This is a genomic window from Rhizobium sp. BK098 (assembly GCF_014193155.1).
Taxonomy (GTDB): Bacteria; Pseudomonadota; Alphaproteobacteria; order Rhizobiales; family Rhizobiaceae; genus Rhizobium.
In genome coordinates, this window is sequence record NZ_JACHYY010000002.1 from 745,392 (window position 1) to 761,115 (window position 15,724).

Annotated in this window: 16 protein-coding genes; 4 read left to right on the forward strand and 12 right to left on the reverse strand. The window is 61.1% G+C overall.

The annotated features are described in order from the left end of the window. Positions 1-7: 7 nt before the first annotated feature. The 10 genes from glyS to FHT73_RS08575 form a co-directional block, all read right to left on the reverse strand. Entirely contained in the window at positions 8-2,122 is a 2,115-nt protein-coding gene (gene glyS / locus FHT73_RS08530) for a glycine--tRNA ligase subunit beta (protein ID WP_183710942.1), read from the reverse strand. 1 nt (position 2,123) lies between these two features. Continuing rightward, positions 2,124-2,699: a DUF559 domain-containing protein gene (locus FHT73_RS08535; protein ID WP_246712048.1), complete on the reverse strand. Its 576-nt coding sequence runs from the start codon at positions 2,697-2,699 to the stop codon at positions 2,124-2,126. 57 nt (positions 2,700-2,756) lie between these two features. After that, a complete protein-coding gene (locus FHT73_RS08540) occupies positions 2,757-4,694 on the reverse strand; it encodes a DUF2207 domain-containing protein (RefSeq protein WP_183710944.1) in 1,938 nt (645 codons plus the stop codon). Positions 4,695-4,786: 92 nt separating this feature from the next. Next, positions 4,787-6,043 (reverse strand): 3-phosphoshikimate 1-carboxyvinyltransferase, encoded by a 1,257-nt coding sequence (gene aroA / locus FHT73_RS08545; protein ID WP_183711129.1) that lies wholly within the window; start codon positions 6,041-6,043, stop codon positions 4,787-4,789. Positions 6,044-6,130: 87 nt separating this feature from the next. Further along, on the reverse strand, positions 6,131-6,682 hold the full coding sequence (locus tag FHT73_RS08550; RefSeq protein WP_113233191.1) for a LemA family protein: 552 nt from the start codon (positions 6,680-6,682) through the stop codon (positions 6,131-6,133). Positions 6,683-6,810: 128 nt separating this feature from the next. Beyond that, positions 6,811-7,770, reverse strand: a complete 960-nt coding sequence (locus tag FHT73_RS08555; protein WP_112335445.1) for a glycine--tRNA ligase subunit alpha — start codon at positions 7,768-7,770, stop codon at positions 6,811-6,813. Between the two features lie 119 nt (positions 7,771-7,889). Continuing rightward, positions 7,890-8,081: a hypothetical protein gene (locus FHT73_RS08560; protein WP_112335442.1), complete on the reverse strand. Its 192-nt coding sequence runs from the start codon at positions 8,079-8,081 to the stop codon at positions 7,890-7,892. 16 nt (positions 8,082-8,097) lie between these two features. Further along, positions 8,098-8,958, reverse strand: a complete 861-nt coding sequence (locus tag FHT73_RS08565) for a S49 family peptidase (RefSeq protein ID WP_112611441.1) — start codon at positions 8,956-8,958, stop codon at positions 8,098-8,100. Between the two features lie 108 nt (positions 8,959-9,066). After that, positions 9,067-9,843, reverse strand: a complete 777-nt coding sequence (locus FHT73_RS08570) for a methyltransferase (RefSeq protein WP_112611439.1) — start codon at positions 9,841-9,843, stop codon at positions 9,067-9,069. 8 nt (positions 9,844-9,851) lie between these two features. Further along, on the reverse strand, positions 9,852-10,082 hold the full coding sequence (locus FHT73_RS08575; RefSeq protein WP_112611437.1) for a DUF2007 domain-containing protein: 231 nt from the start codon (positions 10,080-10,082) through the stop codon (positions 9,852-9,854). A gap of 108 nt (positions 10,083-10,190) precedes the next feature. On the opposite strand from FHT73_RS08575, the gene FHT73_RS08580 reads away from it, so the two are divergent. The 4 genes from FHT73_RS08580 (at position 10,191) to moaB (ending at position 14,663) form a co-directional block, all read left to right on the forward strand. Beyond that, positions 10,191-11,207 carry a polyprenyl synthetase family protein gene (locus FHT73_RS08580; protein ID WP_183710946.1) on the forward strand — a complete coding sequence of 339 codons (1,017 nt, stop codon included), beginning with the start codon at positions 10,191-10,193 and terminating at the stop codon, positions 11,205-11,207. Positions 11,208-11,330: 123 nt separating this feature from the next. Further along, entirely contained in the window at positions 11,331-13,187 is a 1,857-nt protein-coding gene (locus FHT73_RS08585; RefSeq protein ID WP_112611451.1) for a tetratricopeptide repeat protein, read from the forward strand. 7 nt (positions 13,188-13,194) lie between these two features. Further along, a complete protein-coding gene (locus FHT73_RS08590; RefSeq protein WP_183710947.1) occupies positions 13,195-14,109 on the forward strand; it encodes a 4-(cytidine 5'-diphospho)-2-C-methyl-D-erythritol kinase in 915 nt (304 codons plus the stop codon). After that, positions 14,109-14,663, forward strand: a complete 555-nt coding sequence (gene moaB / locus FHT73_RS08595; protein WP_183710949.1) for a molybdenum cofactor biosynthesis protein B — start codon at positions 14,109-14,111, stop codon at positions 14,661-14,663. The genes FHT73_RS08590 and moaB overlap by 1 nt, the downstream gene beginning before the upstream one ends. 31 nt (positions 14,664-14,694) lie before the next feature. Here the strand turns inward: moaB and FHT73_RS08600 are convergent, their stop codons facing one another. Both FHT73_RS08600 and FHT73_RS08605 read right to left on the reverse strand, forming a co-directional pair. Beyond that, complete coding sequence (locus FHT73_RS08600) at positions 14,695-15,003, reverse strand: hypothetical protein (RefSeq protein ID WP_183710950.1); 309 nt, start codon at positions 15,001-15,003, stop codon at positions 14,695-14,697. Between the two features lie 175 nt (positions 15,004-15,178). Further along, positions 15,179-15,697, reverse strand: coding sequence for a glycosyltransferase (locus FHT73_RS08605; protein WP_112611449.1), 519 nt, complete (start codon positions 15,695-15,697; stop codon positions 15,179-15,181). Positions 15,698-15,724 lie beyond the last annotated feature (27 nt).

A 15,724-nucleotide genomic window follows, 5' to 3' on the forward strand; every position in this document is an offset into this window, starting at 1 on the left:
CCATGGCTTATCCCGCGATCTTCGAGAAGTCAGCAACCGTGCCGGTTGCTGCGCGGATCATGCGCAGCAACGCCAGGCGATTGGCGCGGATGGCGGCGTCTTCGTCGTTGACGAGCACGTCCTCGAAGAAGCGATCGACGGGTGCGCGCAGCTTGGAAAGGGCTGCCATGGCCGAGCGGAAATCTTCCTTGGCAATTGCGTCGGATGCCTCAGCCGAGGCAGCCTTGACGGCAGCGAAGAGATCCTTTTCCGCGTCGAGCTTCAGCAAGGCTTCTGAAACTCCATCGGCAACGACGGTGCCCTTCTTCTCCTCGGCGGCCAGGAGCTGCGTGGCGCGCTTGGTGCCTGCCAGCAGGTTCTTGCCATCTTCGGAGGTTATGAAGGCGGTCAGCGCCTCGACACGGCGGGCGACCATCAGCAGATCGTCAGCTTCCGGCGTCAGCACGGCATCGATCAGGTCATGGCGGGCGCCGAGATCGCGCAGATAGACCTTGAGGCGATCATGGAAGAAGGCGAGCAGATCGGCATCCCTGGTGGTCGCAAGCAGCGGCAGGCGCACGCCCCGCTCCAGCAAAATACGGACGACACCGAGGGCAGCGCGGCGCAGCGCGTAAGGGTCCTTCGAGCCCGTCGGCTTTTCGTCGATCGCCCAGAAGCCGACGAGCGTATCCAGCTTGTCGGCAAGCGCGACTGTGATCGCAACCTTGTCCTCGGGGACGCGGTCGGACGGGCCTTGCGGCTTGTAGTGATCTTCGATCGCCGTCGCGACCGAGACGTTCTCGCCCTGCAGCGACGCGTATTTGCGGCCCATGACGCCCTGCAGCTCGGGGAATTCGCCAACGGCTTCGGTGCGCAGGTCGGCCTTGGCAAGCACGACGGCACGGTCGACCAGAGCGGCATCGGCGCCGGTGATCTTGGCGAGGTCAGCGGCCAGCGCGCGGATGCGGGCGACGCGCTCGCCCTGGCTGCCGAGCTTGGCATGGAAGGTAACATTCAGGGCGTCGAGCTTGGCCATGCGCTGATCGAGCGGCTTCTTCAGATCGAGGCCGAACTTTTTAGCGGAGGCTTCCAGCGTTTCGAGATCGGGCAGATCGCCTTGGTCACGCTTCCAGAAGTGCAGCGCGTCGGACAGACGGGCACGCACGACCTTGCCGTTGCCGTGGATGATTTCCTTCCCGCCATCCGTCGCCTGGATATTGGCGACCAGAATGAAGCGGTTGGACAATGTCTCGCCGGCCTGCGGGCGCGTGACGAAACACTTCTGGTTGGTCTTGATGGTCAGGCGGATGATCTCCGACGGGATAGAGAGATAATCCTCCTCGAAGGAGCCCATCAGTACCTGCGGCCACTCGACAAGGCCGGAGACTTCCTCCAGCAGACCTTCGTCTTCGACCAGCTCGAGGCCATTGGCGAAAGCGACATCGCGGGCATCATGCAGGATGATGTCCTTGCGGCGTTCGGCATCGAGAACGACATAGGCCTTTTCCAGGCTTGAGGCATAATCCTCGAAACGCTTGACCGCGATTGGGCCGGGGGCATGGAAGCGATGGCCGTAAGTCACGTTGGAGGCGACGATGCCGTCGATCTCGAAGGGGATGACGACAGTCTCTTCATGCTCGGTGCCGAAGGTGCAGACGATCGACTGCAGCGGGCGCACCCAACGCAGCGAGCCGGGCTTCACCGAGGCCTTGCCCCAGCGCATGGATTTCGGCCAGGGGAAATTTTTTATGATGTCGGGCATCACAGCAGCGACGATTTCCTCCGCGGCACGGCCGGGCTTGGAAATGATCGCAACGTAGAAATCGCCCTTCTTCGGGTCGCTCTGCACCTGGGCTTCGGCAATGGAGGAGAGACCGGCGCCGCGCAGAAAACCTTCGATCGCCTTCTCGTTGGCATCGGTGCGCGGACCCTTGCGCTCCTCGCGCACATCAGCCGAGCGCGCCGTCAGACCGCGAATATCGAGCGTGAGGCGACGCGGCGTCCAATATTCCCTGGCCCCCTCATAGGAAAGACCCGCTTCGACCAGGGCATCGGTCACCAGCTTCTTCAGGTCGCCGGCAGCCTTGCGCTGCATACGGGCGGGAATTTCCTCGGAGCGGAGTTCGAGAAGGAGATCGGGCATGTCAAGGTTCCTCACCCTCCCCTTGAGAGAGAGGGTCGGCACGGCGTGCCGGAGTGGGGTGAAAACGGTCGGCCTCTGCTAGCAAAATTTGCCGCTGCTGCACAATGGCAAATATCGTATCCAGGACAGCCTCGACCTCATCTATGACCTCGGCATTCCAGAATCGGCCGACATGGTAGCCTTGGCTTTCGAGATAGGCCGTGCGCTCAGCATCATAACGTCTTGGCGCCTCTTCCGCATGCTGGCTGCCGTCGAGCTCGATGATGAGACCGATCTGATGACAGGCGAAAGCGGCCAAGTAGCGCCCGATCGAAACCTGGCGGCGAAAATGCGTGCCCTCAATCGGAATGCGCCACAGCTGTTTCCAGAGCTTGGCTTCCGCATCGGTCGCATAGGCGCGCAGACGCCAGCCGTTGGCGATTTTGAAGCGGTCGAGCTTGGAGGGCTTTTGGGGCAGAAGAATCTCCGTGTGGCTGAAACAGCGAAGTTGATGAGTCGTGAGGTACACCCTCCCCTTGAGGGGGTCGGCACAAAGTGCCGAGGTGGGGTGATCATGGCAAACTCCGCAGCCAAACAATTGTCACCCCTGCCCGCCGCTGCGCGGCGACCTCCCCCCTCAAGGGGGAGGTGTTCACTACCATCCGCCGCCGCCACCACCGCCGCCACCCCCGCCGGAGAAACCGCCACCGCCGCCTCCCCCACCGCCGAAAGCGGAGGACGAGCTGGAGACGGGTGCGGGGATGGTTGAAGCGATGGTGGACGCCATGGAGGACGAGAAGTCGCCGATCGTTCCGCCGATATTGCCGGAGTTGAAATTGCCGGAATACCAGAGCGGTGCGTAGGCGGCCGCCGCGCCACCCGCAGCGGTGGCGAGCCAAGTTTCAAAGGCGCTGGACCACGGCTTTTCGACACCGAGTGCGACTGCATAGGGCAGCAGCTTTTCGAAATGCTGCGGCGACATCTGCGGCGCACCCTGCATGTTCATTCGGTCGCGCTCGGCGAGCGTCAGATATTGCCTGAGGCCGGCGATGCCATCCATTATCTTGCGCCCGAGCGGCGTCGGCGCACCCATCAGAAAATAGAAGACGACGTTGAGCGCGAAAATGCCGACGATAGCGGCGACCAGCGGCAGCAGGCCCGCTTCCCACAACGGCACGACCGCGGCGGCAAAACCGCTAACGGCAATCGAGACGAAGAGGAAGCCGAAGAAGGCGAAAATCAGCACCGAAATGATGCGCTGGGCGAGGCTGGCACTATGCTTGCGAAACCTGCGGCCGATCGAGCTGGCGAAAAGCGTTACGAAAATCGACAGGAAGCCCGGCACGATAATGAGCGGCAGGGCATTTTCATGCAGGCGGCCGAAGATGACAATGGAAGCCAGGATGAGGATCGACAGTGCGATACCAGCAATAACATAGAGCGCATTGGCCTTGTAATATTCGTCGCGATGATTGCGCTCGATCGCGCTGCGGAACTTCGCACCGAGTCGCTGCACCGCTTCGCCGTTTTCCTTGTCGATGACAAGTGGAGAAAATGGCCCGACGGCTTGCATGATCACCTTGTCGCCGCCACCGAGATCGCTGCCTGCCTTGCCCGTCGGGCGCATAACGACCTTTTCCTTCAGGTCGTCCAAGATGACATAGCCGCGCACGGCGAGATCGATCGCCGTCGCTGAGAATGCCGTCCAGCCGGAGCTGGCAAAGCCCCTATTGTCGATATAATTGACGAGCGCGGGAGAGATGCCTTCGGGTGGGTCCCAGCGCGGAACCATGACGCCCGGCCGAGGATCGCGGCCAACCGCGATCCAGCTTCGCATATAGTAGGCAAACAGCAGGATCAGCCCGCCGACGGCAATGATCGTATCGAGATGATCCCGAAGGAACCAGCCCCATTGCTGGCTGTCGCTCGGCGGTGTGATTGCGCCCTTCGCGAGCTTGATGGCAACCGTCAGACCTTCGCCGGCTGCGAGCGGCCTTGTCGTCGCAAAAGTAACGATATTGCCCTGTTGGTTTGCACTTGCGTTCTTGCCGGTAGCGCCGAGCGGCCCCGTAAAGAAGGCAAGCTGCTGCGGCTGTACGCCCTCCGGCAGGGTGACGGCCGCCTTAGCATTGAGGATCGGGAACAGCCAGCCGTTGCCAGTCACGTTCCAATAAAGTTCGTCATGATCGCCGAAATAGCGCATTTGACGATTGGTGTCGTAGGTGAGGCGGAATGAATGCGGGCCTGGGTTGAGACTTCTGTCGCCGTTACCGATGTAGATGCGCTCGCCGCCCTTGATGCGCTCGCTGTGCCAATCCTCCGGCTGCCCATCGCGCTCGACGGAGACGACCTTGAAATCCACCTCGATCTCGCGGCCGTTGGCATCGGTCATTGTCAGCGGGAAATCCCGGAAGATGCCGCGGCGGATGTTTTGGCCTTCGGCATTGACGGAGATCGTCTCGACGACCTGCATGGAGCCGTCACGATGCAGCGCGATCGCTTGATCGAAGTTGGTGATGAGCTCGGCTGCCGTTACCGCCGTTGCGCCAAGCAGCAGGCACAGAGCCAGGAAGAACCCGCAAAGCCGTGTCATCACTCCCCCAAAGGATGGCCGCGACGCCGTTGCCGGCGCCGCTTCACGTCAGGAACATGCCTGCGCTCAGCCTCCCTTGAGATGGCGGAGCGTCAGTCTTCGTAAGCGACACCAAGAGACGCCAGCACGTTCCAGTAGGACGGGAAGGTCTTGGCGACGCAATCAGGGTCGAGAATGGTGATGCCGCCGATCTTCAGGCCGGCGAGCGCAAAGCTCATGGCGATGCGGTGATCGGCAAAGCTGTCGATTTCTGCCGGCAGCACCTTGCCGGCGAGGCTCGGATCGGATGCGACGATGAGATCATCGCCCTCTTCAGTCCCGAGGTTCGGCACGATGCGGGACAGGCCGCTCGACAAGGCGCGGATGCGATCGCATTCCTTGACGCGCAGGTTCTCGATGCCGACGAAGCGCACCGGCGTTTCATTGAAGGCGGCGAGAACGGCAAGCGTCGGGATAGCATCCTGCATCTGCGAGCCGTCAATGACGGCGGGCAGATGCGGAAACTTCGAGATCAGATCATAGGCCTTCGCATCCGGCTGCGAGAATTGTTCCGCCGGCGTGCCGAGATCGATCTTGCCACCGCTCAACACTTCAGCTGCCCAGAGATAGGTCGCAGCGGAGGCATCGGGCTCGATCACGAAGTCCGCGGCATGATAGCCGGTGGGCTCGACGCGCCAGGCAACCCGGCTCACACGCTCCACTTTGGCGCCGAAAGCGCGCATGGCAGCAACCGTCAGATCGATATAGCCGAGAGCCCCGATATGCTCGCCGAGCAGTTCGACGTCGACAGCGCGGTCACCGCCGGCTGCCATCATCAATAGAGCCGAAACATACTGGCTGGACAGGCCGCCATCGATCTGCACGCGGCTTGCCTCGAAGCGGCCGGTACCGTTGATGGTCACGGGCGGGCAGCCAGTTTCCGTGGAGGCATCAATGCCGAGCGAGCGCAATGCGTCGACGAGCGGGCCGATCGGCCGCTTGCGCATATGGGCATCGCCATCGACGACGACCTTGCCTTCGACCAGAGCGGCGGCTGCCGTCAGGAAGCGTGTCGCCGTGCCGGCATTGCCGAGGAAAAGCGGGGCAGCCGGCGCCTTCAGCTTGCCGCTGCCGGTCACGATGAAGGTCGTGTCGTCGGGCTCGTCGATCACTACGCCCATGGCGCGCAGCGCTTCGGCCATATAGCGGGTATCGTCGCTCTTCAGCGCGCCGGTCAGCCGGCTCGTGCCCTTGGCAAGGCCCGCGAGCAGCAGCGCGCGGTTGGTGATCGACTTCGATCCCGGCGGCATGGCGCGCCCGGTCAAAGGCTTGCCCGGCGGGATAATCGTGAGTTTGGCTCTACCCATCATCATTCTCTTTGGTCAGTCAGTAAGGCGGCCGATGGCCAGCGATCGGCATCCTTTACCGCCTCACATGAAAAACCGATAGCGGAAATCTCAGAACTTTACCGTTGGAACGGCACGGTCCGCTTCGTTTGATATCTCGAAATAGGCCTTCTTGGTAAAGCCAAAGGGGCCGGCGATGAGATTGTTCGGGAAGGTCTCGACCTTGACGTTCAGATCGCGCGCGGCACCGTTGTAATAGCGGCGGGACATCTGGATTTCGCCCTCGACGCCCTCCAGGGAGCGCTGCAACTCGAGAAAGTTCGTGTTGGCCTTGAGATCGGGATAGGCTTCGGCGAGCGCGATCACGCGGCCCAGCGCCTGCGACAACAAACCCTCCGCCTGACCGCGGGCGGCGACATCCCCAGACGGCACGGCCTGCGCCTTGTTGCGCAGTTCGACAACCTCTTCCAAGGTCTGGCGTTCATGGCCGGCATAGCCTTTGACCGTCTCGACCAGATTGGGGATGAGATCGGCGCGGCGCTTCAACTGCACGTCGATGCCGGACCAAGCCTCCTCCGCCACCTGGCGTGCACGGACGAGCCCATTATAGGCGAAGACGACATAGAGCGCGGCCAGCACTATGATCGCTAGAAGAACAAGCATCTGAAATCCCCCGTGGCGACTGCAACCCAAGGGACACTAGGCAGATTTTGTGCCAATGTCACCCGGCTTTAATGGCGGCGCAGAGCCAAGATAGGCTGTGGCGATGCCCAATCCCGGGGAAGCTTGCCTCAGGCGGCCTGCTGGTTCCAGTTGATGCCGCCGGCATCGGTCAGCAGGAAAGCCTCGCCGCAAGCCTTGGCAAGCGTGCGCACGCGCAGGATGTAGCTCTGGCGCTCCGTCACGGAGATGACGCCGCGGGCGTCGAGCAGATTGAAGACGTGGCTCGCCTTGATGCACTGGTCGTAAGCCGGAAAGACGCATTTGTGCAGGCGATGATTTTCACTGTCGCCCGGCGCGCCGGCTGCCAACAACGCCTGACATTCCTTCTCGGCATCGATGAAATGGCGGTGCAGCATCTCGGTATTGGCATATTCGAAATTATGCCGGGAATATTCCTGCTCGGCCTGCAGGAAGACATCGCCATAGGTGATCTTGTCTTCGCCCTCGAGGCCGTTGAAATTCAGGTCATAGACACTGTCGACACCCTGAACATAGGTCGCAAGACGCTCCAGACCGTAGGTCAGCTCACCGGCGACGGGTGCGCATTCGATGCCGCAAACCTGCTGGAAATAGGTGAACTGCGAGACTTCCATGCCGTCGCACCAGCATTCCCAGCCGAGACCCCATGCGCCGAGCGTCGGGCTTTCCCAATCGTCCTCGACGAAGCGGATATCGTGCAGCAGCGGATCGAGGCCGATCGCCTTCAGCGAGCCGAGATAGAGCTCCTGCAGGTTCGGAGGATTGGGCTTCAGGATGACCTGATACTGATAATAGTGCTGTAGGCGGTTCGGGTTCTCACCATAGCGACCGTCGGAGGGGCGGCGGGACGGCTGGACATAGGCAGCCCGCCAAGGCTTCGGACCCAGCGAACGCAGCGTGGTGGCCGGATGAAACGTGCCGGCGCCGACTTCCATGTCGTAGGGCTGTAGAACCGCGCAACCCTTGTCGGCCCAGTAATTGTGCAGCGTCAGGATGAGCGCCTGAAAGGAGCGCTTCGGGTTCATGTGGTCGGGCACGTTGGCAGTCATGGGAACTGATTTCTTCCACTAGCGAATTGTTTGGCGGACAGGTGCCACGCCGGGGCGAATGGGTCAAGGCTTTGCAGTACAAGCGGCGATGCAACCCGCCACACCGGGACATATGAGTTTCATTCATCCTCGCGCTTCACATGATACTCGCCGGTTTTCGGGTCCTTGACCAAGGTTCCCATCGCGCCGGTACGGCGTTCCGTTTCGGCGCGGCGGGATTTTTCGGCGAGCCGCTGGGCATCGCGCACGAAACGTCGATACAGGAACCAAATCCCGCCGACGGCGATGATGAAGAAGATGATCCGGGACATTAGCCAGCGCTCCCGCCTACAATCCGTACCGGCCCCACAATGCCTTTTCCTCTACCGCTTCCGCAAGCCCGGATGCAATCCCGGCGCCGAGGCCATCCACGCCGCCAAGCGAAATGCCGGGAGCCTTGCGGCCGAAAAGGCTGCGCGGCGTGGTGATCAGCGTTGGCTTGACCTTGTCGCCGAAGCGCTTCCTCAACTCCTGACGCATGTCTCCCAGGCCGTCGATCAGGCCAAGCTCCAGCCCGCGGCTGCCGGTCCAGAACAGGCCGGAGAATACCGCTTCGTCCGCCGAGAGCTTTCCTGTGCGACGATCGAGCACCATGTCGATGAAGACCTTGTGGATTTCGAGCTGCAGGCTCTTCAGATATTCGATGTCCTTTTCCTTCTCCGGTTGGAACGGATCGAGGATCACCTTGTTCGCACCGGCTGTGTAGACGCGGCGCTCGACACCGATCTTCTTCAACAACTCCGGAAAACCGAACCCGCCGGAAACGACGCCGATCGAACCGACGATGGAGGTGGCATCGGCAATGATCTCGTCACCTGCGAGCGCGATCATGTAACCACCAGAGGCTGCGACATCCTCAACGAAGACCAGGACCTTCTTATCTTTCTCGGCGGCCAGATCGCGGATGCGATTGTAGATCATCCGCGACTGCACTGGAGAGCCGCCCGGCGAATTGACGATAATGGCGACGGCCGGCGCCGTCTTCACGTTGAAGGCCTTTTCAAGCGCCTGCGAAACGCCGGCGAGATTCAGCGATTGCCGCAGCGGACCACCACCGGAAGAGATGACGCCGCTCAGACGGACGACGGGTACGATCACCTCCTCCTTGCGGAAGCGCTTCGGAAGCATGCGTCTCAAGAACCCAACCATTCGTCATCCCTGTTTCATGATGTTTGTTGCCCGTGATGTATGCATGGAAACGCCAAACACAATATTGCGGATCGTATTTGATGCCCTGATGCTGAGCGCGCCGAATGGCTAGCGGCGCGGATACGAAGTGCGGCCGTTGTTCATGTCATCGACGAAATCGGTGAATTTATGCGTTCCCTCGCCATGCATGATCAATGGTGCCCGAAGCGCCAGTCTGGCCCTCGAACCCTTGATTGCCGTCACCAGAATGCGCACCGCACTCTCACCCTCGCGGGGATGGATCGGCGTGATTTCAATGCCGCCGAAGCGGCGGCCGCAGGCGGCGATGATCTCGCCGATCGATTCTGGCCGCGCGATCAGCGAGAGCTGGCCGCCCGGGATCATGATCGCGCCTGCCGTGCGGATCCACCGTTCGAACAGCCCGTCGGTCATGGCATGCGCCTCGGCCTTCAGCACGTCGGGTGTCAGCCTGTCACTGGCATCGTTGAAAGGCGGGTTCATGATGACGTGGTGGAAACTGTCGTCGACGAGACCCGCTTCGTTGCGGTCCTTGCCGGTCAGCGTGACATCGGCTTCGATTACCGAGACGCGGCCGGTAAAACGCGCATTTTCCGGCAGCAGGAGGCTCTTGCGCGCGAACTCGGCCATATCGGACGAGCGCTCGAATAGCACGACCTCCGCTCGGTCGAGTCTCGAGGCCACAGCCATTCCGGCTGCTCCGGCGCCCGCGCCGAGATCCGCCACCCGGATCGTACGCTCATCTGCGACAAGCGCTGCGAGCAGCATGGCATCCATGCCGGAGCGGTGCCCCCGGCCCTTCGGCTGCACGACATGGAAGGCGCCGCGGTGGAAGGCATCAATGGTTTCGGAGAGGCTTTCAGTCATGGCGAACCTCAGGACCGGGCCGGGCGCAACTCGTCGCCGAGGCCGGCATCGACGAGGATCCGCCGGGCCTGATCGGCACGCTCCTCCTCCACCAAAAAACGGCGCGGCAGCATCCCGAGGGAGCCTTCCAGAATGCTCATGGCCTGGTCCGCAATGAAGCAATGAATTCCTGCATCCTTCATCAGGCTCTCAGCGAATGAGAGAAGGACCGGGTCATTGGTACGGATCAACTCGTGCATAGGCCTTAGAATTCCTGTCAAATTTACGCGACGAGACAATTCGCCTCTTGCCGCCCGTTTCGCCCCTTCTTATTGTGCTTTGCAGAAAATGAACAGGAGTCCGGATCGTTGGGCGTCGTGATACCGCTGGAAGAAAGCAAGAATAAACTGGCATCCATCAAGCCGTTGGTGGACCTGACCAAGGCGGATATGGAACGCGTCAATCAGCTCATCCTGTCCAAGGCCGGCTCTGATGTGCAGATGATCCCGGAGGTTGCAGAGCACCTCATTTCCTCTGGCGGCAAGCGTTTGCGGCCGATGCTGACCATCGCGTCTGCCGCTCTTTACAGCTATCAGGGCGACAATCACATCAAACTCGCGACATCGGTCGAATTCCTGCATACGGCGACGCTGCTGCATGACGATGTGGTTGATGAAAGCGATCTGCGTCGCGGCAAGTCCACCGCCCGGATGATCTGGGGCAATCAGGCAAGCGTGCTGGTCGGGGATTTCCTGCTCGGCCAAGCTTTTCGAATGATGGTGGAAGTCGGCTCGCTCGATGCTCTCGACGTCTTGTCCTCGGCTGCCTGCATCATCGCCGAAGGCGAAGTGCTGCAGCTCTCCGTTTCCAAGAACATGGAAACGACCGAGGACGATTATCTCTCGGTCATCCGCGCCAAGACTGCAGCGCTCTTTGCCGCTGCAGCTGAAGTCGGCCCGATCGTCGCCAATGCCGGCAAGGGGGAGCGCAACGCGCTGAAGTCCTACGGCACCAATCTCGGCCTCGCCTTCCAGCTCGTCGACGACGCGCTCGACTACGGCGGCAAGGCCGCCGATCTCGGCAAGAATGTCGGCGACGACTTCCGCGAGGGCAAGATCACGCTACCGGTGATTCTCGCCTATCGCCGCGGCACGGAGAAGGAGCGTGCCTTCTGGCGCGAGGCCATCGAAACCGGCAACAACAGTGACGAGAATCTCGAGAAGGCTCTCGGCCTGATCACGAAATATGGCGCGCTGGCCGACACAATTGCCCGTGCGGTCCATTACGGCACCATCGCGCGCGACGCCCTGGCACCCCTGCCGGAAACGCCTTGGAAATCGGCACTTCTAGAAGTGATCGATTTCTGCATCGAACGCGTTAATTGATGGCGGCTGCCTGAATTTGTTGCAGGGCCGCTTCAAAAAAGCCATCCTGTTGTGAATCAGTTGACACGAACGCTTTATGCCGCCGGCGTCTTCGCCGGCTGTCCCTTGATGAAAGGCTTTCTAATGCGGCAGAGACTTGCCATCCGTTTCCTCTCGGGCGTAGCCCTGGCGGCGGTCCTTTCGGTGTCCGCCCTGAATGTCGCGCGCGCCGATGATAAGCCGGCGGCAGCACCGGAGGCCAGCGCCGCGGTCGCCTTCGATACGGATAGTGTCGATACCTTCGCAGGCGCTTTCCTCGCCGCCCGTACCGCCGATGTCGATCACGACTACAATACTGCCATCGCGCTCTACAAAAAGGCGCTGATGATCGACCCGAGCAATCCGGAAATCCGCCAGCGGCTGATGATCTCGCTGCTGCTCAACGGCAATCTGGAAGAAGGCGTCAAATACGCCAACGAGCTGAAGAGCGACCCTTCCGTCGAACGCGTGACCACCATCGTGCGCGGCATGGATGCCATCCGCCGTCACGAATACCGTACCGCCCAGGAAATCCTCAAGTATAACGGTCCGAACGATCTCGACCGGATGATGACCAATCTGCTCGCCGCCTGGGCTCGCGCCGGATCCGGCCGCGGCAAGGAAGCCATCTCGATGATCGACAAGATGAAGGGCCCGGATTGGTTCAACATCTTCAAGAACTATCATGCCGGCGCCATTGCACTGACGATAGGCGACCTGAAATCGGCACGCTCGCACCTCAACGATGCGATCCTCGACAAGACGGGCGGAGCGACGGCTCCCGATACGTTCATGCGCGCCGTCATGGCGCTCGCGCGCCTCGAAGCCAAGGCCGGCGACAAGCAGAAGGCCCTGGATGCAATCTCCGTCGGCGACAATCTCGTCAGCAATTATGCTCCGTTGAATGCGCTGCGCGACAGCATCAGCAAGGGTGATACGCCGGACCAGCAGGTCACCAATGCCAGCGAGGGTGCGGCCGCCGTTCTCTTCACCATCGGTGCCGCGCTGAACCGCGACGGGGCCGAGGATGTCGTCTCGCTTTATCTGCAGATTGCCAATTCTCTCGACCCCAAAGCGGCCGATACGCTGGTGTTGCTCGGCGGGCTGGCCGAAAAGCAAGAGCAGACCGATCGTGCGATCGGCTTCTACAAGAAGGTGCCTGATGACTCGCCAATGGCCCGCATCTCCGAGCTGCAGCTCGGCCTCGCACTCGCCCAGGCGGGTAAAGTCGACGATGCACGCAAGCATCTGAAGGCGCTGATCGATTCCGATCCCAACGATGTCCGCAGCTATCTCGCCTATGGCAGCGTCCTTTCGGATGCCAAGGACTTCCAGGCCATGGCCGACAATTACGACAAGGCCGTACAGATCATCGGCCCCGTGCCGAAGCGCAGCGACTGGGCGGTGTTCTTCCAGCGCGGCATTGCCTATGAGCGGCTGAAAAAGTGGGCGGATGCCGAGCCGAACTTCAAGAGGGCCCTTGAGCTCAATCCGGATCAGCCGCAGGTGCTGAACTATCTCGGCTATTCCTGGGTCGATATGAACATGAACCTCGACCAGGGTCTGGACATGATCAAGAAGGCCGTCGATCTGAGGCCTGACGACGGCTATATCGTCGATTCGCTTGGCTGGGCCTATTTCCGCCTCAACCGTTTCGACGATGCCGTGAGCGAACTGGAGCGGGCAGCACAGCTCAAGGCCGGCGACCCGACGATCAATGATCACCTCGGCGACGCCTACTGGCGAGTCAATCGTAAACTCGAAGCCGTCTATCAGTGGAATCGGGCGCTCGCCTCGAAGCCGGAAGAGGCCGATATTCCGAAGATCAAGGAGAAGGTCGAGAAGGGCTTGCCGCCGCTCGACAACGATCCGAAGACCGTCGACAAGAGCAAGCAGCCCGATCCGGCGCCCGCCCCCTCGCCTGACACGAACGCTCCGGCGCCGGTCGACAAGAAGTCCTAAGACTTCCATGAGCACGATCTTGGCAGCGGGTGATTTCGACCTTACGGAAGAAGCGCCCGCAAAGATCAATCTTGCGCTACATGTCACGGGGCGCCGCGCCGACGGCTATCATCTGCTAGACATGCTCGTCAGCTTTGCCCGCCACGGCGATCGTCTTTTCTTTCGCGCAAGCAAGGATGACGATTTCAGCCTTTCGGGACGGTTCGGCCCGTTGCTTTCGGCCGATGCCGAGGCCGGCGACAATCTCGTGCTCAAGGCGCGCGATCTCTTGCGCCAGGCAGCCAATTCATCCGGTCTCGATGCTCCCGCCGTCCATATTCATCTGGAAAAAAACCTGCCGATCGCATCGGGCATCGGCGGCGGTTCGGCGGATGCGGCGGCGGCATTGCGTGGGCTCATGCGGCTCTGGCGCCTCAGCCTGCCTGAAGGCACCCTCAAAACGATCGCCCTGAAGCTTGGCGCCGATGTGCCGATGTGTCTTTCGAGCCGGCCGCTGATTGCGCGTGGAATTGGCGAGGCGATAGATTTGCTGCCTTCCTTTCCTTCTTTTCCGATGATTCTCGGCAATCCGCTCGTCGGCGTCTCCACGCCCGACGTGTTCCGCCAATTGTCGCGCAAGGATAATCCGCCATTGCTGTTTCCGTCGCAAATGCCGCAGGGTCAAGGCGAATGGATCGACACGATCAAGGCCCTGCGCAACGATCTCGAACCGCCGGCGCGCTCGATCTGCGGCGAGATTGGCGTGCTTTCCGGCCTGATCGAAAGCGAATCCCCGATCCTGACGCGCATGTCCGGCTCGGGCGCCACCTGTTTCGGCATCTTCGCCGATGCCGAACGGGCGAAGAAAGCCGCCGCGTCGCTTCACAGACAGAAGCCGGGCTGGTATTTCCAGGTAACGGAGACGATCGCGGGAGAGGCATGATGGCAGGTCCGGTCAACGAAAGATCCTTCATTCCCATCGGCATCGCAGTATTAACCGTTTCCGATACGCGCACGCTCGCCGACGACAAATCCGGCGATACGCTGGTTGCCCGCATTGCGGAAGCCGGCCATAGGCTTGCTGCCCGCGCCATCGTTCCCGACGACAGGGAGCGCATCCGCGCGCAGGTGGAAGCCTGGACCAAGGATGATACTGTCGACGTGGTGATCACCACCGGCGGCACGGGCTTTACCGGCCGCGACGTCACGCCGGAAGCGCTGGAGCCTTTGTTCGAGAAGCGCATGGATGGGTTTTCGGAAGTCTTCCATCGCATCTCCTATGACAAGATCGGCACGGCGACCATCCAGTCGCGGGCCACAGGCGGTGTGGCCAATGCCACCTTCATCTTCGTATTGCCGGGCTCTCCCGGTGCCTGCAAGGATGCCTGGGACGGCATCTTGAAGGCGCAGCTCGACTATCGCCACATGCCCTGCAATTTCGTGGAGATCATGCCGCGCCTCGACGAGCATCTAAAGCGCGGCGCCGGCTCGAGATAGGTCTTCTGCTCGCTGCGATATTGCGTGGCGGTCATGCCTTCGGCAGGACAGGAATTGATTCCCATGAATCGCCGCTGAGTATGATGCAGCTCCGGCCGGATATGTCGCTCATCAGCAGTGTCCAGTTGCCGCTCTCAGCAGCATAGATCTCAACGATCGTGCTTTGATCGAGCTTGCCGACAGCCGAAAGCTTTTCCGAAAGATGGTCGCCAAGAAACGCGACGATATCGACGCGCTTGGCACAGGCCAAGGTTACCTGAGCGGCGGCATTGCCGGGGAAAAGAATTGCACTTGCAACGAAGAGAGTTGCTATGAGGCGGTAGAGCATCGTGCGTTTCATAACGCACCTCCTTTCGCCGAAATCCCGGCGAAAAAGGAGAATTCCGCTGACCAGTTCCGCCTGATATCGGCATCTTCATGGTCGGTCACTAACGCGACACGCGTAAGGTGCCGCCACACACGAATTATCGCAGCTATTCCCGCGTTTACAAATGGAATCTGCGGAACGTGAAACTCTATCGCGCCGCGCGCGCCACCCAGGAGGGAATGAGTTCGCTTGAAAGCCTGCGGCCCTTCTGGCCCTTGGCAAATTCCGCGAGCTGCATGCCCGACCTGGCGATCGCGATGGCCTGGTGCTTCGAAAGCAGCAGACCCAGTTCCAATGGCGGCGAACGGCGGCCGATCCGCTTCAGAAAGGGGCGCCGATAGCCCCGCGACGCCGTAAACCGCGCCGGGCCTTTGTTCAGGGAGACATATTCGGCGACCTCGTCGATCCAGCCCGCTTGCGGCCGCGCGCCCGGCTCGACCAGCAACAGCCATTCGCCGCGGGCTGCCCGCAATATGTCCTTGATATCCCACTGCGAGTAAAAGCGGCAGCCGGCAGCATCCGCCACTTTCGATGTGCCATCACTCGAACCGTGATCGAGCACGATCACGTCGCTGACCAGCCCCTCGACCGCGCCTGCCACCAATGCCGCCAATGTCTGCGCCAGCTCGGGTTCGTGATCCTGGCATTCGATAATGACCGTCAACATTGCCCATTTATAGAGCGGCGCATAATT